Source organism: Aerococcus sp. L_32 (genome assembly GCF_050689315.1).
In genome coordinates, this window is record NZ_JBOEQF010000004.1 from 19,993 (window position 1) to 37,823 (window position 17,831).

The following is a 17,831-nucleotide window of genomic DNA, read 5'->3' on the forward strand; positions in this document are numbered from 1 at the left end:
GACTATTCACCACTTTCATCAACAATAAAATCACCGTTTTCATCAGTATTATAACCGTCTGATGACGCCTGTTCTCTTTCAGCTTCCATCCGCTTGATTTCTTCTGCTGCATTATCCACAAATGATAGTGTAGAAAGTTGTGTTTCTTTTGACACAATTCCTTGTAACTTGACAGCAGTTGAAGCTTCATCAGCAATGTTCTCTGGGATATTACGTGTAAAGGTGTATTTTAGCCCACTCCACTCGTCTTTCTTACCACTTGGTACATTGGTAGGCAAAGTAAAGAAAAGCTTGAATAACTGGCTTAAACCTTTTGTAAACTTCCGTTCTTTCATGATGGCCAAGTTCGTCATCGGCTGTAATTTCATCTTCAAAGCCACGCCACTAGCATTACCAAAACTCTCGTCATTGATATTTGCAATCATCGAGGTTTGATAAATCAATCGCTCAATACGATTTAATAGGTTTTCCTGTGAAGTGTCGCCATCCGGCTTATCTAGGAATTCAATCTTAATTTTTTGTGCATCAATTTCGCCATTAGTTGAAAACAAGTTGATGATCCGATTATCTCTAATGCTATTCATGCCATCGCCAATATCAGCGCCTAGGATTGATAGATACGCATCAGCAAAGTAGTCCACATCATTCGCTTTTTCTGAAATTGCCTTGTCATAAGCATTTATAAGCGTTTCAATTGGCTCTATCAAACTTTGGCGTTCTTCGTTTTCGATAAATTCAATAGCAGGAACAATACCAAAGTAATGAGCTTCTTCATTTTCAAATACAAGACTTTCGCCATCAGCTCTAAATTGTAATTGATATGTTTCTGTGAATAACTGTCCGACAATCGTTTCTTCTTCGTCAAGGTAGTACCTAACCGCAAATAGTGGTGTTCTGCTTATCGTGTCGTCATACACCACAAACATATCTAATGGGCTATTATGCACCACACACGTCTCTGATTCTTCGTTTTGGAACGCATATACAAAAGCATTTCCATAAATACTAGACATTTTAGATGCTTCAGCAATTACATCGTCTAGATTCTGTCGATTGATAAAGTCGTTTACCATTTCCGTTACTTCTTCATCTTCGTGCTGAATCTTGATAGGAATACCAATAAAAAAGCCATTGAAGGTATCAACAGCGTACTTTGCAAAGTTAACCACAATACGGTTATCTGGCTTATATTCGTCTTTATCTTCTTGTTCTAGAATAGGCGCCTGGCTCTTATAAAGTTTTGCCAGCTCCTCATATCGTGGAACAATTGCTTGGTGTTCTTTGATGAAATCATTAACCACTTCTGGTGTAATTTCCTTTTCTCGTGAATATACAAATACCATTTTCAACCCCCTTAAAAACCTTTATATGTTTTGATTACGATGCCTGTACCCATCTTCTCACCGATACCAGTTAGTGCATCCGGTGCATCATCATGAGCGTTCTTACCTTCTCTTTGATAAGTTATTAAGTCTTTATACAGCTCCGGCCATTTGTTGTGCCAATTCTCTGGGAAATAAACATGTTCCATAACCCAAGTAGCATTTGATAAGATCCTTGCCTGCTTATTCTTAGATTGTGTAAATTTCGAAATGACAGTGCGATTATTAGGCAATTGCCTTTCAACCGACCTTGCAAATCCACGCCCACCATTGTTTGATTCAATATGAGCCACATTGACCGAATTTTCGGCTAGTTTACGAGCTGTTAACGGTTCTGTGACTTCCATCGGTTCCTTGGTGTATATTGAATCTAGGATATACGCATCATCATCGAATGTAACGCCGTAGATAAAGCCTGCTAGATTATCGTTACCAGTGTCAGCCGTATCAATATAAGCAGCAATCTCTTTAAATTCTGGCCTTTCTCGATATGTTTTAAAGCCAGAATATAAAGCACCCTTCAAGTCGATTGGTTCTTGTTGGTAGTTAGCGTTGGCGATATCAGGGCTCATCGTTTTAAACTTACGGGTAAACTCTTTTAAACTCAAAACATCTTCACATAGCATTGTGCCATCGTCCTGTTTAGCCTTTAAATTGATGTGCTTGACCTTGTAACCATTCTTAGGTAGTTCATTCAGCACATAACCCGCTAAGTCGTTAGATGACCATCTCGTCATAATTATGATGATTTTACCGTTAGACTCTAACCTTGATAGCATTGTGTCCGTAAACCATTCATGGTGTTTTTGCAAAACCATAGCATTGTTAGCTTCTTCCGAGTTCTTAATTAAGTCATCAATGATAATCAAGTCAGCACCAAAACCTGTGGCAGTACCACCGGGAGAAGTTGCTAAGTAGTTGTTCGTCTGGCTACCATCCAATGACCATAAATTCATATTGGCATCGCCATATTTGATTTTAGTATCGGGGAAAATGTCGTTATAGATTAAAATATCGTCATCCCCTTTAATCTCTTGGATGCCATTTCTAACTGCTTTTGAAAAGGTAGTGGACAGCCGTTCATTGTATGACCCTGTCATAATCTTCTTGCTAGGATCTATTCCTAATTGCCATTGTGTGAATTTAGTAGCTGTGAAAGATTTTCCGTGCCTTGGTGGCATATTTAAAACGAGAATATCGTTCTCATCATGCATAAATTCTTGCATGTCATTACACAAATCAATTAAATACTGACGATTAGGCTTATAAAACTTTGGTGTAACTAGATTACAGAATCTAAAAAAATCACGTCTGGCCAATTCCAAACGTGATTGTTGTTTAATATATGCTGTTTTATTCATAGCCATCAGCTAACTTTTTCAGTTCTTCAGTAGTTAATTCTGCAAAAGCATTTGTAGTCTTTAATTCACCAGAAATCTCTTGCTTTTCAATTGGTTTAAATCCTGCTCGGTCAAGGAAATCTTTAGCAGCACTCACTCGAACATTGTCCGGTGCTTCTTCATCGTTCATGATTTCAAACATGACCTTTCTTGCCTCTAAAGCATCGAACATGAATTCTTTTCGTAACTCTTTTTCCAATTGGCTTTCTCGTTCGTCCAAATAAGCTCTAACCCTAGGATTCTTAAGAAGTTGAGATGCTTGAGCTTCTGCACTTTTCGGACTATATCCAGCGTTCAATGCAGCTTTCTTTTGATTCGATTTTCTCAATTTTAAATATTCGTCAACAAATAATTTTTGCTGTGCAGTTGCTTCTTTATTTCTCATCATCTCAACTCCTTTCTAAAATAAAAAGCCACCCGTCACTCGTAAGTGTGCCTATTTAAAGGCTGGGTAGCTATTGATGTTATATTTATTACTCAAAACTACATAAGCTATCTCAACGACCTGAATTTAAAGCAATGCAAGAATATCTTATATAGTTTTCAATAAGCAAGGTTAGTCAGTGATAATTAAATGAGCTTCATTATTTGAGCTGGCTGTGCCTTGCTATAACTATTGTGGGAATCGAACCCACAGAATCGTGCTGTATTCTCGCTACCAAGCATAGTCACTGTTATATATAGTCGGGAGGTGACCCAACTTTTGCCTTGCACCATTTCCGTGGCTCAAGGACTTTACTCGTTTATCTCACGAAATGGTAATCCAAAAAGGAGGCGAGATAAGTTTACCGACTTATCTCAATTAGCATAATACTATGTTTCTCAATCACACATCTTTCAATAATCACTCATTTTCAAAAACTAGCAAACTACCACTTTGAAAAGCTTCCGCAAATTCTATCATAGCTTTGCCAACTTCACGGTAATAGGTTGCTTCGCTGATGTTTTCAGCGCTATAAACCTCATAATCATAAAACCTAGTTGAATTGATGTACTTATTGTATATGCGTTTTCTAGAATAAGCATCCAAGGTATTAATTGCAGCATTGATATCTCGATATAAGCTAACTGCATCTAATTTCTTAATAGTCCCATTCTCAATTACACTTGAATTCATACCGGTGAAGCTCTTCGGATCTAGGCTATATGTTGCTGTGACCTTCTGCTCAATTGGCATGCCTGACAGACGTCTAATCTTATGATAGTTCTTTAGTAAACTATCCACTTTTTCTTTTGTAGCTTTTTCATCAACTTCTGGAAATAGCATGCCAACACTCCTTCTAGTTTATTACATCCTTAACATAGTACGCTTCAATATCACTTGCCCTAATGATTCTCTCAGTCACCATACTGCCGATATCCTCGTTTACATAGATATCTTGCTTATTAGATTTAACCTGTCTATCTACTTGCTCATAGGAACTTTCCCCGTCTATTTCTAAGCAACCTGTTTTCCCTTGAATTACCGTTACTTTTTTGTACGCCATTTTGACCTTTCCCTTTCCTGCTCACGCTCTGCAATGATGTCTTCTACCGTAACAAGTAGTATCCCTACAGAAGTACCTACCACGACAATTAGGGCAAAAGAGCCAATGCACACTAGTATTTGTGTTATTAAGCCCATATTAATCACTCCAATTTAGATATCCAGCATAGGCGTTGATTGCGTATGCAATAAAACTACCTACCATAACCCAGTTACCTACCCAACCCCACACAACAATGTTGATTAAGTTTGAAGCGATCCATAACAACCAACCGTCTGCTTTACCGCCCATATTCCTGTTTTGAGCAGCAATTGCAATTCCATTTTGGAAACTATCCAAGAACACCATATTTCCTTTTAGTAATAGTGAGAACAAACCCATAGCAGCGAAACCGATTGTTACTTGTTTAGCCAGTGCTTTCTTGTTTGTTACACCATCAGTGATAACTTCCCCTTTTTCGTCTGTATTGGTTTTAAAGTACGGAATACCTTTGAAGAATTGTGTTCCAAAATACCATGCGTTCATACCGACTTCAGCAAAGAAACGATTTTTAAAGTTTAGGATGAAACCTAGAACGTTGTTTGACATGTTGAATACAAAGGTAGTTTTTGATTTCCAAACCAAGAACATATTCCCAATCAGCCCTAGCATACCTGTTGTTGTTGATAACCAGTCAATGCCATCTAGGTTGTTGTAGATGGTGCTACCGAGAATGTATAAAGTAGCGATAACTTGTAGTGTGATTACTTTTTGTTTAGTTGTCATTTTTCTTCTTCTCCAGTTTCTCCATACGTTTTTCTAATTCTTCAATTCGATCTAACAATGCTTGGTATTTTAACTTCTCAATGTCTGGGTGTTTCATAGTCAGTCCTCCACTCCGAAAATGAATTTTTTGATACGCCCTTCGCCGACTTCGTCCACGGCTCGTGCAACTTGACCCCAGTCAAAATATAGTGACCCTTGATTCATAAAGCGTCTTGTTTCGCCGTAAAGTTTATCTTCTTCCGTATCGAAACACATAACAAAATTTAATGAATCTCGCTTAAACGGTCTGCTAAACTTCCGCAACTCCGCTTCTACTTTTAGTTTGTCTACTGCAAATTCTGCTTCATCTTCTGTTTTATAAATATTGCCAATTTCAAGCCTATATTCTTCAAAATCAAGACCATCCCACTTTTCGTTTAAGATATCTCCTTCGTCATCTATGTACCAATACTCGTCACCGTCTTGTGGAAACTCTTTTTCCTGCGACACTTCCGCTTTCAACGCTTTAATCTTCTCGTTAAATTCTGTTTCTAAAGCTTCAATTCTTTCTTGGATGTTCATTGTTAGTCCTCCAATAATTCTGGGTTTTCGTAGATGTTTCCGATGACTTTCGCAGAATTAAATCTGCCATTTTTTGTGTATAATGTGTCGTATTCATCTTCTTGAAATGTCTCACCGATGTTTTTCCCGATAAATTGCGCCCTTGTCGAATGGTATTTAATGACACCCAGATAAGCGTCACCAGCCATCAGAAAATCGCCCTCATATATTTCAACACCGTTGCTATCTTTTAATCCTGTGTATTGCATTATCTCAATATTTTCAACTTCCCAAGGCTGTTCAATTTCATTCATACCATATTCATCTGTTTCCCAATACGTTCTATAGTAATCAAGCAACTTCCACTTCTCACCGTCAAAACAGATATGGATTTCATCATCACCTTGGTAGACCATCATTTCCATTCCGTTGTCCCACGCTCTAAATTTAATTTCTCTCATTCCCTCTCACGCTCCCTTTCTTGTTGCTGCTCCTCCTCTAATTTTTCAATGGCTTTGTCATAATTTAAAATAGTCTGATTAATTACTATCACCGTGTCTATTAAGTCAAACAGACGGGATTCGTACAATTCTCGTTCACTTAAGCAGCGTTCTCTTTCACGTCTTAAATGTGTCAATGGATCTTCTAGAATAACTTTACTCACCATTATTTGCCTCCTAATAAACTACCTTATGACCAATTTCCCAACTCAATTTACTACCTCTTGTTGCAATATTTTTAAAAGTAATGGATCTCTTCTTAGGATTGCGATTTTTGTCTTTTCGCTCTTTATACTTGCTATCAGCTTTTAATAAATCATTGCCAATAATCGCTGCTAAATTCTGATATTGTCTCCAAGATGAAATCTCTGAAATTGAATTTTCTATTTTGCGGACAGTTTCGTATGGTATGTCTGCTAAACTTGCTAGTTTACTAATGCTATAGCCATTATCAATTCGGTATTGAGCAATTATATTCGGGTCGATATCGCGTGCAATGTCTCTGTGTCGCTCATATTTTCTGATATTTTCAGGACTACGATAATCATGTCCGAAAAGCTGGGCTAATCCTTTATCAATCTTAGGCAGCATATCCTTAATATCTTCGTCTTTATGCCATAGGAACATCCTTACTTCACAATCTTCACGCATTTTGGTTTGGGTCATGTCAAATTCAAAAGACAGTAATTTGTATAAATCTCTAGTTGATAAGTAATTCATATTCTATCCTCCTAAAACGGTAACTGATCATCTGTTACGTTGATGCTATTTTGCTGATTGGCAAACCCACCAAACTGACTAGCGTTATCTGCTCCATAATTCTCCTGTGTGGCGTTTTGTGTTTGTTGGTTGTAATTACCCACGTCGTTATTTTGAGCGCCACTAGCGTTATTATTTTGGCTATCCTTTTTGCTCTCTAGCAAACTGAAGTTTTCGATAACTACCTCTGTAACGTACACTCGTTGACCTTGGTTGTTCTCATAGTTTCGAGTTTGGAGTTTACCCTCTAAACCTACCAATGACCCTTTCTTAGTGAATTTAGCAAAATTTTCCGCTGCCTTTCGCCAAATCTGGCAACGAATAAAGTCTGTCTCACGTTCTCCGTCTGCATTTTTAAAGTTTCGTTCCACTGCTAAATTGAACGATCCGACTGCTGTACCTGATTGTGTGTATCTCAAATCTATATCTTTGGTTAATCTGCCGATTAATTGCACCGAATTCATCATTTTAGTTCCTCCAAGTCCTTAACATTCAATTTAAGGCTGTTACGTATTGTTTTTGAGCATTCAATTGATTGGGTAATGTATTCGTCTATCGAATATGTTTCTAGCTCTCTAATAGTCATTAAATGGCTTAAAGCTATAAGTGCATTTTCTAACGCTGGGTAATATCCAAGTGGATTGTCACGTTCATCATCTTCGCCCTTTTTGTTCACGTATTTAATAGTTTCGACTAATGTGTAGTTGTACCGGTCAACTTCAATGTGATACTTTTCGTTGATTTTGATTTTTGTCATTCGTTTGCTCCTTCTATTTCCACTACTACTCTGGGATTCTCTTTATCCACTACAAACGTATCTGTAAAATTTCCTATCTGCTTCCAACCATCGTTTTCAATTAATCCAACTTGCAGCATGCCATCAAGGATAAATTTCTTTGCAAAGGCGATATTATCCTTATCTTTGCGCTTACTAGGCACATACCAAGTAAAATGTAGGTCTACAGGCATATCGATTTCTGTAACTGCTAAGCCTTTTTTAATAGCGGATTTAACCGCCAAAGCGCAAAGTCTTGTATATTTCTTTTTCAACTTAGCACCTTGGAATCGGTTAGCTCGTTCCGCATTCACATAGTTATTTAAGTCTATTAGCTCGTGTGGGATGATGATTTCTTTATTCGCCATCATTACCAAACACTTTTTTTAGCTCTCTTTGTTCATCATCTGTGTAGTGAATAGAATTAGCTGAATAGAAATTGCCTTCATCATCTTTCACTCCAAAGCCTTCAACTGTGGCGGGGTCATTGTGTAATTTTGTGAAACAATCTGGGCATTTTGTATTTCGATTTCCATATCGACCATAAACTTGTTTTTTTGTCTTACATGCAGGGCAATCAATCGCCACTTTTACCGAATCGCCATATTCGTACCAATTTTTGTCATGTTCCATTTCTTCTTTTTCTGTTTCTGGAACAAAATTTCCTTCAAAAGCTTTTGTGTCAATGGTTACAGACGGCTCATCTTGAGTGCCAATTAACTGTAATAGCAGCATTACCTTTCTTTGTGTAATTTCTTCTGCTTCAAAAGTTACTTTTCCTGCTGTTGAGCTAATCATGATTTTTGCCATTTTCTATTTCCTCCTACATAAATGTCATGTCTGTATAAGAATTCAGTCCAGTTTCTGGGTTAAAAATAGCTAAGGCTACCGCTTGGCCTTTCCACTTCTCACACCAGAACAATGCTTCTGCTTTAGTTTCAAATCCATGTACCCACGTACTACCGTTATGGATTCGCCATTTACCGTCATATTCCATTTCAAGGGCTCTGGTGTCGCCAAAGCCCACATAAGTTACTGTCATCAAAATAGCTCCATTCTCTTGTCTTCAGTTTCTTTAAACTGGATTACGTGACCCTTAGCACCTTTCATCATTCTTGAAATTAGCTTGCTGTCGTATTTCTTGCCCAATGATCTAGTATCTAAGTTGGTAGTAATGATTGTTGGCTTACTCATTCGACCATTCACGATTGCGTAAAGCATTTTAGTGGTGAAGTCAGTTGCAGTCTTATCTGAATTGATAGCCCCTGTTTCTGCTCCTAAGTCATCCAATACGAGTAAATCCGCTTCTGTAAGCAGGTTAATCATGCGCTCTTCTGTGTAGTAGTAATCGCCAGTTCGATTGAATCCTGCTTTAATTTTTCTCATCAGCTCATCAACTGAAATGAATAAGCATTTCCTGTATGGGCTGCTATACTCGTTTACTACTCGCAACATACTCATGGCCAAGTGGCTCTTACCTGCACCAGCATTACCTGTCAGTAAGCTATTGAACGTTGCGCCCTTGTAATACTCTCTTGCAATCTGCAAGGCTTGTTCTTTGTTTCTGACTGCTTCATCTTCAATAGTTTCATAGCTTTCAAAAGTTGATTGTTTCAAGGTTTCGTCTAGAAATATTGAATGCTGGCCAAGCCAGTTATATGTATTCCGCTTAAAATAGTCAGCACTCACTTTTTCTACAAGCTCTTGTTCACGCTTTTCTTTATCTTCCTTTGCACATTCCATACATATCGCTGGTCTACCAAAGCCACTAACCAATTTACTTCCATGGATTTCGCATGTTTCATCAACTTCTTTTAATTTACTTTTGAAGTAATCTTTTAAATCATTCATGCTATCCCTCCATCAAGCTATCTAATTGATTCAGCCATTGCTCATTAGCACTGTTGTTACTTACAGGCTTATGTTCTTGGTTTAAATAACTTTCAAATTTAGTGCCAAATAAGGTTTCAGGTCTCAAATACTTGCTCATATCTTTGTTGTTCAACCATTCATTAGTTTTGATATCTATTACTGTCTTAAAGTCATCAATCTTAAAACCTTCGTTGAATCTAGCTTTAATTAATGATTGTGTCTTTTTGGTTGATGATCTGAATTGACTACCTGCTTTTTCATTTAGATAATCCGTAATTTCTTCGTAAGGCACACGGTCAGGTTCGTCAGAACCCGACAATGTATTTCTCTTACTTCTTACATCTATCTTCTTACTTCTTTCTTCTAACTTCTTACCTCTTACTTCTGTAGCGTTAGGTAACGTGAGACTAACGTTAGGTTTTTCAAACTCTTTTTTTAACGCTTCAAGATCATCTGGTATTTCTTTCTCTTCATAGCCAATTTCTCTCAAACGCTGACGGTAATAGTATTTCTGCTGACGTTCACGGTTTTGAATCTTCATCTGTTCCATCTTGTCAGTACTTTGGTGCTTGCTCCAATTTGCTATTTCAATCAGTCCATCTTGATACTTTTCAATCATTCCAAACTGTTCTAAAGTTTTAATTGCTAAGCGCATGATGTTAACTGGTTGACCACATATAGTTGCTAGCATTTCATCTGTGTAGTAGATATTTTGACCCATGTATACCGCACCGCCATCATTGGTCTTTCCTGCCAAGCAAAGCAATTGAACCCATATAACAATGATTTTGTCGCCCTCTGGCATTGTGCGAATGAGCTTCATCTTTTCATCATCAAACATGTTTATTGATAATTTAATCCATTTAACTTCACTCATTGCCCTCACCTACTTGCTATTGCTGCTTTTGCTCGCACTCTGATAATAATTAGCAGTTGCATCGTCTTCGATAGATTCAATGATTTCACCAGTTTCAGAATCAATTGACTTGCTAGGTTCTTCAATCTGTGTTGGCTCCTCTTTGAATGAGTCTGTCACGTCTACACGATTAACCTCGCCTGAGTCATCAAAATTATTAACAGAATCGTCTGCAAGCACGCCTTTTTGCATCTCGATGGATAAGATACCCCACTTACTTAAAAGGTTTCTAAGCACAGTTTTTTGTGCCATAGCATCATAGTTTGACGCCCATACTCCTGTAAGTTTCTGCTTATCTTTTCCCTTGTTATTTTCGATACGGTGGCGTTCTACTTGCTCTCTAGTCCAGTAAGTTGTTTTCTCAAAACCATTAAGCAATTTGAAGTAGCCAATATAGCCAATCACTGCATCTGATTGCTTATTCTCTGGGTTATATACCGCTTCTTCTGTAAGTGGGTTCCAGCTCTCTAATTCGCCCTCGTGTACGTTAATCACGTTGATAGACTTATATTGTCCTGATCGCTGTGCTAATTGGATATAACCACGATACCCAAGCATAAATTGAGCTTTCTTTTCCCATTTTCCTGTCTGTTTGTTCTTTTCGTTAAACGGCACAAGATAAGCGAATCCAAATTGTTTTTCTACTGGTAAATCTAATTGCGCTGCTTGCATAGCCCCTGCGATAATGCTCATAGGTTCTGAATCAGCTAAATAGCTATCATTGTTAACAAGCGTGATTAAGCTTGAGGTGAATGTTGATGACTTATCTTTAAGCACTTCATTAAATTTCTTTTGGATTGCTGGATTTTGAAGCAATGTTTTAACAGAATTACCTTGTGGTACTGGTGCATTGCTAGTGGGTTGTTGTGTCATTTGATTTTTAATTGAGTTAGTTGTTGCCATTATTATGCCTCCTTGACTTCTTTAAGTCGTAATACTTTAGTGGTGGTTTCATTCATGTAATTTGCAGCGATTTCTGGATGCTCTTCCTTAAATCTTTTAGTATCAAAGCGTTTACTAACTTGTGTTTTCCAGTTTGCATTAATTGTCTCTGATGTAATTTCTTCTGCTTCATGTTGACCCATGTAAAGCTTGATTTTGTTCTCTTTTTCGGTCTTCGCCATATTTAAATCTTTTATCGTGATTTTGATACGTGCCAATTCTTCAGCGGTCTGGATCATAATTTTATCCATAGGCACTTTGTTCACATATGACGGGCTATATAGCTGGTCTAAGCTCTCCTTGGTGGACGTTGAACCATCAATTTCAGGCGGTATCCCTTGTTTGACGTTTTCAAGCCAAAACTTTGTAGCTCGTTCTTCTACTAGGTCAATAAGTTCTTGGTCTCGCTCAATGCGCTTATATTGAAAATCAAAGTTACCGATGATAACGGCGATATAAGCATAGTCATAGTCAAGGACGTTCAAATAGTGCTGCACTTGTAGCAAATAGCTTGCTGGCACGTTATCACCTTTCCATTGTGCCTTGTTGTGTGCTCCAGTCGTTTTACATTCCAACAGTGCATTCTCGCCTATAATCTTGCGGTCAATATTTGCATGTAAGAATGGTTTATCATCCTTGAAATAGCTCTTGTTATCCTTTTGGACCCTGATACCTGTTTCTTGGGTGAAGATACGTGCTACTAGGTCCTCAAGCTCATTACCTACTTGAATAGCTACCTTCTTGCTTATGTCATCAGGTTCAAGTTGCCCTGTTTTCTCAAGCCACAACTGATAAGGACTCTTAAAATTGTTGAAGCCTAGGACTGTACCAATATCAGACCCACCCAAGCCCTCAGACCTGAATAGGTGCCAATCTTCATCTGTTTTGGTTAATTTGTATCCCATGTGCTATACTCTCCTTAGATATATTTTTCTCAGCGCCACTCTGCCAAGTGGTGCTTTTTTATATAATTTCCTTTTCCCAGTGATCCACATCAAACATACTCGCCAAGTCTTTGGCTTCATCTTCGTCTTCTGCATCAACTAACACTGTTCCGGTTAGCTGCACTTCGAATGTCGGTAATTCGTCATCCAATGGATAATATTGTTGGTTGTCTAAGTCATATACACCGTTTCGCATGTTTTCACCTCATTTATGAATAGTTTTGAAACTTTTGAACCATAGAAGTTGCGTGTAAATCTAATAAAACATCGTCATAGTATTCATTTACCGCATCAATATCTTCTAATGCTCTTGCATCACCAGTTTTCCTATATTCTTCAACATGTTCCAGAATATGCTTGTGTCTAAGTTCTTTAACTAAATCAATCGTTTTCCGTTTTGCCATTATCGTTCTCCTCTTCTTCATAGCCAATTAATAGCAGCACATCGTCAATCGCTTTGTTGTAGTGAAATTGGTCACTAGGCAAGCCACCTAAAGAAAAACCATTTGATTTAAATTTCAGTTTTTTGATTTTTTCAGTAAGTGCTTTATCTCTATTTTTTCGGATAGTGTCTGTAAACACCTTAAATTTTTGTAATTCGTCCATTATTCTGTTTCCTCCTCAATCCATATAAACAGGTCAGCGGTCTTTGCATATTGATAAGCTTTATATGCATTTCCTACCATTGCCCAAAACAATAGCGTTACGATCAAATCGTTATAATTAAATTCCATCGCTGATGCCCAACCGATGAAATATGCAACCGTCACAAATGACCAATATAAGAACTTCTTGCTGTCATAATTCATTTTTACATCTCCCCTACTTTATATGTGTGTATTTCTACTAATTCTTTCAGCCTTGGTAAGTCCTGCTTAAATGTCACAGTACGACTACCAGCGGTTGCAAATTCCTTATTCTCGTTAAACCATAGAATCGGAATCACATCATAAAGTGAATCTTTTCCTGTACGCTTGTGATAGCCACGATATGGACTGAAATAAGCTGGATTTTCATCTACAAATTCTCTGAAATTTCGTAAGAAGTTTGATACGTTTTTCTGATTAATTAGCACCTTGATGTCTTTGGCGTACACATACGGACTGTGCATCGCTCTTACTTTTACTACTTCCATGCCTACACCCCCAATGTCGTTTGAGAGTTAGACTTTTTAATTTCAAAAGCTAATTCCATAGATGGTTTCCACATCGCTGCTAGATCCATAGCTTCATCAAATCTTAGCTTTGGAATTTCTTCATAACTAGCTACATCGAAATAGTTTTTGATTTCTCGCCAGTGTTCAGAAATAGCTTTCTTATAGAAACCGTCATAAGCTTGCGAATGTTTTCCACCAACCGCTTCCATAGCGTTCTTACGAACTAACTTAGAAAGTTTTGATTTCTGTAATCGGCTTAAATCAATTTCTTGCTTCAATCCCTCAACATCACTTGATACAGTTGAAATTTGTTTCTTTAACTCTTTTTGCGTTTCCAGTGTGGCAATCATAATATCTTCTGGTGTCATTGGTAGCTGTTGCTGTTGGATATAGGTTTCCATTTCATTAAATGCGTTAATGTAAGCCATTTTGAATTGCAATGCTTTCTTGCCAGTGAAACCCATGGCCAACAATGTGAAGCCATCACGGTTCATATAAATCATTCGATACTCTTGTTTATTCTGCGGATGAACATAAGTTGATTCACTGAATAAGTCTCCCCAGTTTTGGGTAAGCCCCTCTTTGAGTTCGTCTAAATCTCTTAATATATGATCGTGTCGTTTTCCAAAGTTTTCAGCTACTTGCAAACTTGTGGTAACTGCTTGCTTATCTTTCATAATTACTAAATTTTCCATTTACTTTTCCTCCATTTCCTCACCAATCAATGACCGATAAGATACACCTAGATAATCTGCAACTTTTAGCAATCTCGTTGATTGTGGCACTGCTGTATTCCACTTTGAAATGGACCCGTTTGAAAAATTTAAATCTCTTTCAATACGGTAAATAGAAATACCTTTTTTGTTCGCAATATCTTTAATTTTGTCGTAAATCTCCATACACCTCACCTTTTCTCTAAGAAAATAATCGAATTCTATTGACTTTTAATAGAATGTTTTCTATCATGTGTGTATGACAAATAAACACATGAAGCTATTGGCGTAGCAATCAAGTTTTCGATTAATTCTTAATAAATTATTTATGCTTTTCCCGAGCACATACTTAGTTTATTAGATTTAATTCTATTTGTCAATCATCAATAGACTGAAATCTATATTTATTTGAACTGAGGTAAATTATGAATCCAAAAATGATAGTAAATAAGCTGATACATCAAAGTTCTGACGTTAACAGCATAGCTGAATTAGAAAGGAAGTTAGATATATCGAATGGCACAATAAGTAAATGGGATAAGTCTAAACCAGGTACGCAGCATATAATCAAAGTTGCAGACTACTTTAATGTTAGTACTGATTACCTATTAGGTAGAACTGAAATCAAAACACCACATTGGGCTTTAAATGAAAAAGATGAAAAAGACATTGCTGAAGAAGTTGAAAAAATCATCAATGGTCTAGATGACGGATCTGGTGCTGAAATCAACTTCTATGGCGAACCTATGTCGGATGAGCAACGTGCATTATTTATGAATTCTCTTGAAATGGCTTTGCGTATGGCCAAAGAGGAAGCGAAAAGAAAATATACGCCTAAAAAATATCGTGACTAGGCGGTGTGCTATTTGATTAGAAAACAAGTCAATCAGATTATTAACAAATATAAGACCAATGAGCCAAAAATTATTTTGAGAGAAAAACAAATCAAGATTTTAAGAATCCCATTAGGTGGTAAATTTGCTTACAAAACTACTTACAAGCGATCTAGTGTGATTACATTAGATGAAAATTTAGACGATTATGAAGAACGCTATATATTGGCGCACGAACTAGGTCACATTGTGTTGCATAAAGGGCAAAGCACTACCTTTTATAGAGCTAATGACTTTGGAAATATACCTAAAATAGAACGTGAAGCTAACGAATTTGCTACACTATTATTGTTGTATGGTCAAACATACGATAATAAATATGATATTTTGAGAGAAAATGGGATTCCATATGAAATGGAAAGATTTATATAGGAGGAAATGTAATGAAGTTCTGTCCAGAATGTGGGAATAATATCGAGGGTATGAAGTTCTGTTCTAATTGCGGTTTTAAAGTTGATGGTGGCGGTACTGCTGCCGCAGGTAATAAACATGAACGTTTAAATAAAGAGGAAACAATTACTACTTTTTCAACACACCTTTTTGGCATGGAAGATAAAAAGCAAAACATCGGTGGTAAAGTCGATTTATCATTGCCCCGAGTTAATTACACTCTTACTAACCAACGTATATTACTAGAACGCAAGAATCTAACCACTAAGCGTGAGGAAATCGAACTTGGTGACATTAATAAAATTGATGTTAAACAAGGACTAAAAGAGAAAGTTTTAAAAATTGGCCACATTGTTTTAAATTTAAATGATGGTAGAGAAGTAATATTTAAGCAGTTACAGAATCCATATGAAATCAAAGACCAGATTCGTGCTGCAACTCAAAACTATCAAACTAGAAGTAAAATTGATTATCGAGTTGATTTATAAAATAAAATAGCCCTACTTCATAGCTGGGGAGCTGAAATAGGACTTTTAGACTACAAAAATATTATATCATATAGGAGGAGAAAGAAATGGCAAGAAAAAAATATTTTGATGAAAATGGTGTTGAGGTTAAAAAACGTGGTGGATGCTTTAAATGGATAGGAATAGCTCTAGCAGCTATTATTGTCTTAACGTTAATCGGTTCTATTGTTGGTGGAGGAGATAGCGATTCTAATGAAGTTACAACAACTGAATCGTCTTCCAATGAGTCTTCGGAAGAAAATTCAACTAGTGAATCTAGTGAAAGTGAAGAAAGCGACCTACCTAGAGAATATAAAAATGCTTTGAAGAAAGCAGAAAGCTATTTAGGCAGTGGTTTCCATTTTTCAGAAACTGGACTACGCGGTCAACTTGAATTCGAAGAATTTCCACAAGATGCTATTGATTATGCGATGGAAAATGTAGAAGCGGACTATAACGAACAAGCAGTAAAAGCTGCGAAAAGTTATTCGGAATCAGATTTTGCTATGTCTGACCAAGGTGTCTATGATCAATTAATTTTTGAAGGTTTTACAGAAGAACAAGCACAACATGGTTTAGATAGTTTAGAATAAAATAAAAAACACCCCACTCCCCTATCTTGGCGGACAGAGAGTGAGGTTTCTGACGTATAACAAAACGCACTAAGTGTGTGCTTTTTGTATACTCTATTTTAACATAAGAAAGGATGATTTTAAATGTGGTCAGAAAAAACAGCTAATGGAAAAGTAAAATTTGTTGAACGATATAAAGACCCACTAACGGATAATATGGAACGTGTAAGTGTGACAATGGAAAAGAATACAGCAAGCACTAGGAAGCAAGCTACTGCAATTTTAAATGAAAGAATTGAAGAATTAATAAACGCACCACAAAGTGGCTTAACTTTAGAGGATGTGGCAAATGATTGGTTTAAAGTACACAAGCAAAATGTTAAACAGTCAACTGCCCAGCGAACGGCTAACAATATAAAGGTGTTAACCAATAAATTTGGTAACGTTAAATTTGAAAAATTAGCAGCAAATATGATTAATAACTACTATTTAGAGTTGTTAACAGATGGTAGATATAAATATTCGTCAGTTGTACTCGCCAACAACACATTGAAACAAATAGTAAAATTTGCTTTGAAGTATAAAGGGATTGACCAACATATGTTGCTAGACCTGCTAGAAGTGCCTAAAATCAATCGGTCTGAAAAGAATAAATTGAAGTATTTAGAGCCTGATGAACTAAATCAAATTATTGACTATTTTAAAAGTGAAGATAATGAAGAATATGCTCGTATGGCCATCATACAATCTGGGACAGGTATGCGGTTTAGTGAAATGGTAGCTTTGAATTTTGATGACGTTAATTTAGAAGAACACACGCTTGTTGTCAGCAAGAATTATGACCATGACCATAAAATATTTACCGCTCCTAAAAACGGTGATGATCGTGTGGTATTTTTTAATGATGATGTGAAAAAGGCCTTAACTGAACAAATCCAACACGCTAAATTGAAAATGTTAGAAACAAATAAAAATAGAGAACAACGACTATTATTTGTAGGCAACACTGGCTATCCTATCAGACCTGCGCAGATGAACGTTAGCTTAAAAGGCATTATAAGCAAGACTGTGAGCACCCATTACTTTAGACATACGTTCATATCTCTAGCTGTTCAGAACGGCGTATCAAAGGAAATAATCGCTGAACAGGTAGGTCACGCCGATACCAAGATGATTGATAAAGTATATGCTCACTTTACGAAAAAAATGCGAGCACAACAAAAAAACGCAATGCTCAATTTGAACATTGCGAAGTAGTTTGCCCCTTATCTGCCCCTTAGGGAAATAAGAGAGCCTATAAATGTTGATATATCAACGAT

At 36.9% G+C, this 17,831-nt stretch carries 31 protein-coding genes; 5 read left to right on the plus strand and 26 right to left on the minus strand.

Annotated elements, in window-relative coordinates; all coding sequences use genetic code 11:
- Positions 1–2 precede the first annotated feature (2 nt).
- The 26 genes from ACRCJ0_RS00740 to ACRCJ0_RS00865 all read right to left on the minus strand — a co-directional run bounded on the left by ACRCJ0_RS00740 (position 3) and on the right by ACRCJ0_RS00865 (position 14,337).
- Positions 3–1,343 (minus strand): phage portal protein, encoded by a 1,341-nt coding sequence (locus tag ACRCJ0_RS00740; protein ID WP_431389168.1) that lies wholly within the window; start codon positions 1,341–1,343, stop codon positions 3–5.
- An 11-nt stretch (positions 1,344–1,354) separates the two neighbouring features.
- Positions 1,355–2,743 carry a phage terminase large subunit gene (terL, locus tag ACRCJ0_RS00745; protein ID WP_431389196.1) on the minus strand — a complete coding sequence of 463 codons (1,389 nt, stop codon included), beginning with the start codon at positions 2,741–2,743 and terminating at the stop codon, positions 1,355–1,357.
- A complete protein-coding gene (locus ACRCJ0_RS00750) occupies positions 2,736–3,170 on the minus strand; it encodes a terminase small subunit (protein WP_431389169.1) in 435 nt (144 codons plus the stop codon). Before ACRCJ0_RS00750 ends, terL begins: the two co-directional genes overlap by 8 nt.
- Before the next feature lie 456 nt (positions 3,171–3,626).
- On the minus strand, positions 3,627–4,049 hold the full coding sequence (locus ACRCJ0_RS00755) for an ArpU family phage packaging/lysis transcriptional regulator (protein ID WP_431389170.1): 423 nt from the start codon (positions 4,047–4,049) through the stop codon (positions 3,627–3,629).
- Positions 4,050–4,062: 13 nt separating this feature from the next.
- Positions 4,063–4,269, minus strand: a complete 207-nt coding sequence (locus tag ACRCJ0_RS00760) for a hypothetical protein (protein WP_431389171.1) — start codon at positions 4,267–4,269, stop codon at positions 4,063–4,065.
- Positions 4,270–4,407: 138 nt separating this feature from the next.
- Positions 4,408–5,034 carry a nicotinamide riboside transporter PnuC gene (pnuC, locus tag ACRCJ0_RS00765; protein ID WP_431389172.1) on the minus strand — a complete coding sequence of 209 codons (627 nt, stop codon included), beginning with the start codon at positions 5,032–5,034 and terminating at the stop codon, positions 4,408–4,410.
- Positions 5,035–5,133: 99 nt separating this feature from the next.
- On the minus strand, positions 5,134–5,595 hold the full coding sequence (locus tag ACRCJ0_RS00770; protein ID WP_431389173.1) for a hypothetical protein: 462 nt from the start codon (positions 5,593–5,595) through the stop codon (positions 5,134–5,136).
- Positions 5,596–5,597: 2 nt separating this feature from the next.
- Positions 5,598–6,035 (minus strand): YopX family protein, encoded by a 438-nt coding sequence (locus ACRCJ0_RS00775; RefSeq protein WP_431389174.1) that lies wholly within the window; start codon positions 6,033–6,035, stop codon positions 5,598–5,600.
- Positions 6,032–6,241 (minus strand): hypothetical protein, encoded by a 210-nt coding sequence (locus ACRCJ0_RS00780; RefSeq protein ID WP_431389175.1) that lies wholly within the window; start codon positions 6,239–6,241, stop codon positions 6,032–6,034. The genes ACRCJ0_RS00775 and ACRCJ0_RS00780 overlap by 4 nt, the downstream gene beginning before the upstream one ends.
- 10 nt (positions 6,242–6,251) lie before the next feature.
- A complete protein-coding gene (locus ACRCJ0_RS00785; RefSeq protein ID WP_431389176.1) occupies positions 6,252–6,794 on the minus strand; it encodes a hypothetical protein in 543 nt (180 codons plus the stop codon).
- Between the two features lie 11 nt (positions 6,795–6,805).
- Positions 6,806–7,300, minus strand: coding sequence for a single-stranded DNA-binding protein (gene ssb / locus ACRCJ0_RS00790; protein WP_431389177.1), 495 nt, complete (start codon positions 7,298–7,300; stop codon positions 6,806–6,808).
- A complete protein-coding gene (locus tag ACRCJ0_RS00795; RefSeq protein ID WP_431389178.1) occupies positions 7,297–7,590 on the minus strand; it encodes a hypothetical protein in 294 nt (97 codons plus the stop codon). The genes ssb and ACRCJ0_RS00795 overlap by 4 nt, the downstream gene beginning before the upstream one ends.
- The gene (locus tag ACRCJ0_RS00800) at positions 7,587–7,979 is read right to left on the minus strand and encodes a RusA family crossover junction endodeoxyribonuclease (RefSeq protein ID WP_431389179.1); all 393 of its coding nucleotides are present in this window, start codon (positions 7,977–7,979) and stop codon (positions 7,587–7,589) included. The genes ACRCJ0_RS00795 and ACRCJ0_RS00800 overlap by 4 nt, the downstream gene beginning before the upstream one ends.
- A complete protein-coding gene (locus tag ACRCJ0_RS00805; protein WP_431389180.1) occupies positions 7,966–8,418 on the minus strand; it encodes a hypothetical protein in 453 nt (150 codons plus the stop codon). The genes ACRCJ0_RS00800 and ACRCJ0_RS00805 overlap by 14 nt, the downstream gene beginning before the upstream one ends.
- A gap of 13 nt (positions 8,419–8,431) precedes the next feature.
- On the minus strand, positions 8,432–8,650 hold the full coding sequence (locus tag ACRCJ0_RS00810) for a hypothetical protein (protein ID WP_431389181.1): 219 nt from the start codon (positions 8,648–8,650) through the stop codon (positions 8,432–8,434).
- A complete protein-coding gene (locus ACRCJ0_RS00815; protein WP_431389182.1) occupies positions 8,650–9,459 on the minus strand; it encodes an ATP-binding protein in 810 nt (269 codons plus the stop codon). Before ACRCJ0_RS00815 ends, ACRCJ0_RS00810 begins: the two co-directional genes overlap by 1 nt.
- A 1-nt stretch (position 9,460) precedes the next feature.
- Positions 9,461–10,357 (minus strand): phage replisome organizer N-terminal domain-containing protein, encoded by an 897-nt coding sequence (locus ACRCJ0_RS00820; protein ID WP_431389183.1) that lies wholly within the window; start codon positions 10,355–10,357, stop codon positions 9,461–9,463.
- 9 nt (positions 10,358–10,366) lie between these two features.
- On the minus strand, positions 10,367–11,299 hold the full coding sequence (locus ACRCJ0_RS00825) for a recombinase RecT (protein ID WP_431389184.1): 933 nt from the start codon (positions 11,297–11,299) through the stop codon (positions 10,367–10,369).
- Between the two features lie 2 nt (positions 11,300–11,301).
- Complete coding sequence (locus tag ACRCJ0_RS00830; protein ID WP_431389185.1) at positions 11,302–12,243, minus strand: YqaJ viral recombinase family protein; 942 nt, start codon at positions 12,241–12,243, stop codon at positions 11,302–11,304.
- A 58-nt stretch (positions 12,244–12,301) separates the two neighbouring features.
- Positions 12,302–12,478 (minus strand): hypothetical protein, encoded by a 177-nt coding sequence (locus ACRCJ0_RS00835; RefSeq protein ID WP_431389186.1) that lies wholly within the window; start codon positions 12,476–12,478, stop codon positions 12,302–12,304.
- A gap of 13 nt (positions 12,479–12,491) precedes the next feature.
- Positions 12,492–12,686: a hypothetical protein gene (locus ACRCJ0_RS00840; protein ID WP_431389187.1), complete on the minus strand. Its 195-nt coding sequence runs from the start codon at positions 12,684–12,686 to the stop codon at positions 12,492–12,494.
- Positions 12,664–12,888 (minus strand): hypothetical protein, encoded by a 225-nt coding sequence (locus ACRCJ0_RS00845; RefSeq protein WP_431389188.1) that lies wholly within the window; start codon positions 12,886–12,888, stop codon positions 12,664–12,666. Before ACRCJ0_RS00845 ends, ACRCJ0_RS00840 begins: the two co-directional genes overlap by 23 nt.
- The gene (locus tag ACRCJ0_RS00850) at positions 12,888–13,091 is read right to left on the minus strand and encodes a hypothetical protein (protein ID WP_431389189.1); all 204 of its coding nucleotides are present in this window, start codon (positions 13,089–13,091) and stop codon (positions 12,888–12,890) included. Before ACRCJ0_RS00850 ends, ACRCJ0_RS00845 begins: the two co-directional genes overlap by 1 nt.
- Positions 13,092–13,093: 2 nt before the next feature.
- Complete coding sequence (locus tag ACRCJ0_RS00855; protein ID WP_431389190.1) at positions 13,094–13,417, minus strand: hypothetical protein; 324 nt, start codon at positions 13,415–13,417, stop codon at positions 13,094–13,096.
- 2 nt (positions 13,418–13,419) lie between these two features.
- Complete coding sequence (locus ACRCJ0_RS00860) at positions 13,420–14,133, minus strand: Rha family transcriptional regulator (protein WP_431389191.1); 714 nt, start codon at positions 14,131–14,133, stop codon at positions 13,420–13,422.
- A complete protein-coding gene (locus ACRCJ0_RS00865) occupies positions 14,134–14,337 on the minus strand; it encodes a helix-turn-helix domain-containing protein (protein WP_378101324.1) in 204 nt (67 codons plus the stop codon).
- 239 nt (positions 14,338–14,576) lie between these two features.
- Between ACRCJ0_RS00865 and ACRCJ0_RS00870 the strand changes: the two genes are divergently transcribed.
- The 5 genes from ACRCJ0_RS00870 to ACRCJ0_RS00890 all read left to right on the plus strand — a co-directional run bounded on the left by ACRCJ0_RS00870 (position 14,577) and on the right by ACRCJ0_RS00890 (position 17,769).
- Positions 14,577–15,005 (plus strand): helix-turn-helix domain-containing protein, encoded by a 429-nt coding sequence (locus ACRCJ0_RS00870; protein ID WP_378101327.1) that lies wholly within the window; start codon positions 14,577–14,579, stop codon positions 15,003–15,005.
- 12 nt (positions 15,006–15,017) lie between these two features.
- Positions 15,018–15,416 carry an ImmA/IrrE family metallo-endopeptidase gene (locus tag ACRCJ0_RS00875; protein ID WP_431389192.1) on the plus strand — a complete coding sequence of 133 codons (399 nt, stop codon included), beginning with the start codon at positions 15,018–15,020 and terminating at the stop codon, positions 15,414–15,416.
- A gap of 11 nt (positions 15,417–15,427) precedes the next feature.
- The gene (locus ACRCJ0_RS00880) at positions 15,428–15,922 is read left to right on the plus strand and encodes a PH domain-containing protein (protein ID WP_431389193.1); all 495 of its coding nucleotides are present in this window, start codon (positions 15,428–15,430) and stop codon (positions 15,920–15,922) included.
- Between the two features lie 86 nt (positions 15,923–16,008).
- Positions 16,009–16,533, plus strand: coding sequence for an Ltp family lipoprotein (locus tag ACRCJ0_RS00885; protein ID WP_431389194.1), 525 nt, complete (start codon positions 16,009–16,011; stop codon positions 16,531–16,533).
- Between the two features lie 123 nt (positions 16,534–16,656).
- Entirely contained in the window at positions 16,657–17,769 is a 1,113-nt protein-coding gene (locus ACRCJ0_RS00890) for a tyrosine-type recombinase/integrase (RefSeq protein ID WP_431389195.1), read from the plus strand.
- The last annotated feature ends 62 nt before the right edge of the window (positions 17,770–17,831 follow it).

Coding starts and splice junctions, on each gene's coding strand:
- ACRCJ0_RS00890 (WP_431389195.1), top strand. CDS start 16,657: ATGTGGTCAGAAAAAACAGCTAATGGAAAAGTAAAATTTGTTGAACGA.
- ACRCJ0_RS00860 (WP_431389191.1), bottom strand. CDS start 14,133: ATGGAAAATTTAGTAATTATGAAAGATAAGCAAGCAGTTACCACAAGT.
- ACRCJ0_RS00865 (WP_378101324.1), bottom strand. CDS start 14,337: ATGGAGATTTACGACAAAATTAAAGATATTGCGAACAAAAAAGGTATT.
- ACRCJ0_RS00760 (WP_431389171.1), bottom strand. CDS start 4,269: ATGGCGTACAAAAAAGTAACGGTAATTCAAGGGAAAACAGGTTGCTTA.
- ACRCJ0_RS00870 (WP_378101327.1), top strand. CDS start 14,577: ATGAATCCAAAAATGATAGTAAATAAGCTGATACATCAAAGTTCTGAC.
- ACRCJ0_RS00755 (WP_431389170.1), bottom strand. CDS start 4,049: ATGCTATTTCCAGAAGTTGATGAAAAAGCTACAAAAGAAAAAGTGGAT.
- ACRCJ0_RS00770 (WP_431389173.1), bottom strand. CDS start 5,595: ATGAACATCCAAGAAAGAATTGAAGCTTTAGAAACAGAATTTAACGAG.
- ACRCJ0_RS00785 (WP_431389176.1), bottom strand. CDS start 6,794: ATGAATTACTTATCAACTAGAGATTTATACAAATTACTGTCTTTTGAA.
- ACRCJ0_RS00780 (WP_431389175.1), bottom strand. CDS start 6,241: ATGGTGAGTAAAGTTATTCTAGAAGATCCATTGACACATTTAAGACGT.
- ACRCJ0_RS00800 (WP_431389179.1), bottom strand. CDS start 7,979: ATGATGGCGAATAAAGAAATCATCATCCCACACGAGCTAATAGACTTA.
- ACRCJ0_RS00830 (WP_431389185.1), bottom strand. CDS start 12,243: ATGGGATACAAATTAACCAAAACAGATGAAGATTGGCACCTATTCAGG.
- ACRCJ0_RS00825 (WP_431389184.1), bottom strand. CDS start 11,299: ATGGCAACAACTAACTCAATTAAAAATCAAATGACACAACAACCCACT.
- ACRCJ0_RS00885 (WP_431389194.1), top strand. CDS start 16,009: ATGGCAAGAAAAAAATATTTTGATGAAAATGGTGTTGAGGTTAAAAAA.
- ssb (WP_431389177.1), bottom strand. CDS start 7,300: ATGATGAATTCGGTGCAATTAATCGGCAGATTAACCAAAGATATAGAT.
- pnuC (WP_431389172.1), bottom strand. CDS start 5,034: ATGACAACTAAACAAAAAGTAATCACACTACAAGTTATCGCTACTTTA.
- ACRCJ0_RS00750 (WP_431389169.1), bottom strand. CDS start 3,170: ATGATGAGAAATAAAGAAGCAACTGCACAGCAAAAATTATTTGTTGAC.
- ACRCJ0_RS00740 (WP_431389168.1), bottom strand. CDS start 1,343: ATGGTATTTGTATATTCACGAGAAAAGGAAATTACACCAGAAGTGGTT.
- ACRCJ0_RS00820 (WP_431389183.1), bottom strand. CDS start 10,357: ATGAGTGAAGTTAAATGGATTAAATTATCAATAAACATGTTTGATGAT.
- ACRCJ0_RS00855 (WP_431389190.1), bottom strand. CDS start 13,417: ATGGAAGTAGTAAAAGTAAGAGCGATGCACAGTCCGTATGTGTACGCC.
- ACRCJ0_RS00795 (WP_431389178.1), bottom strand. CDS start 7,590: ATGACAAAAATCAAAATCAACGAAAAGTATCACATTGAAGTTGACCGG.
- ACRCJ0_RS00810 (WP_431389181.1), bottom strand. CDS start 8,650: ATGACAGTAACTTATGTGGGCTTTGGCGACACCAGAGCCCTTGAAATG.
- ACRCJ0_RS00850 (WP_431389189.1), bottom strand. CDS start 13,091: ATGAATTATGACAGCAAGAAGTTCTTATATTGGTCATTTGTGACGGTT.
- ACRCJ0_RS00815 (WP_431389182.1), bottom strand. CDS start 9,459: ATGAATGATTTAAAAGATTACTTCAAAAGTAAATTAAAAGAAGTTGAT.
- ACRCJ0_RS00840 (WP_431389187.1), bottom strand. CDS start 12,686: ATGGCAAAACGGAAAACGATTGATTTAGTTAAAGAACTTAGACACAAG.
- ACRCJ0_RS00805 (WP_431389180.1), bottom strand. CDS start 8,418: ATGGCAAAAATCATGATTAGCTCAACAGCAGGAAAAGTAACTTTTGAA.
- ACRCJ0_RS00880 (WP_431389193.1), top strand. CDS start 15,428: ATGAAGTTCTGTCCAGAATGTGGGAATAATATCGAGGGTATGAAGTTC.
- ACRCJ0_RS00835 (WP_431389186.1), bottom strand. CDS start 12,478: ATGCGAAACGGTGTATATGACTTAGACAACCAACAATATTATCCATTG.
- ACRCJ0_RS00845 (WP_431389188.1), bottom strand. CDS start 12,888: ATGGACGAATTACAAAAATTTAAGGTGTTTACAGACACTATCCGAAAA.
- terL (WP_431389196.1), bottom strand. CDS start 2,743: ATGAATAAAACAGCATATATTAAACAACAATCACGTTTGGAATTGGCC.
- ACRCJ0_RS00775 (WP_431389174.1), bottom strand. CDS start 6,035: ATGAGAGAAATTAAATTTAGAGCGTGGGACAACGGAATGGAAATGATG.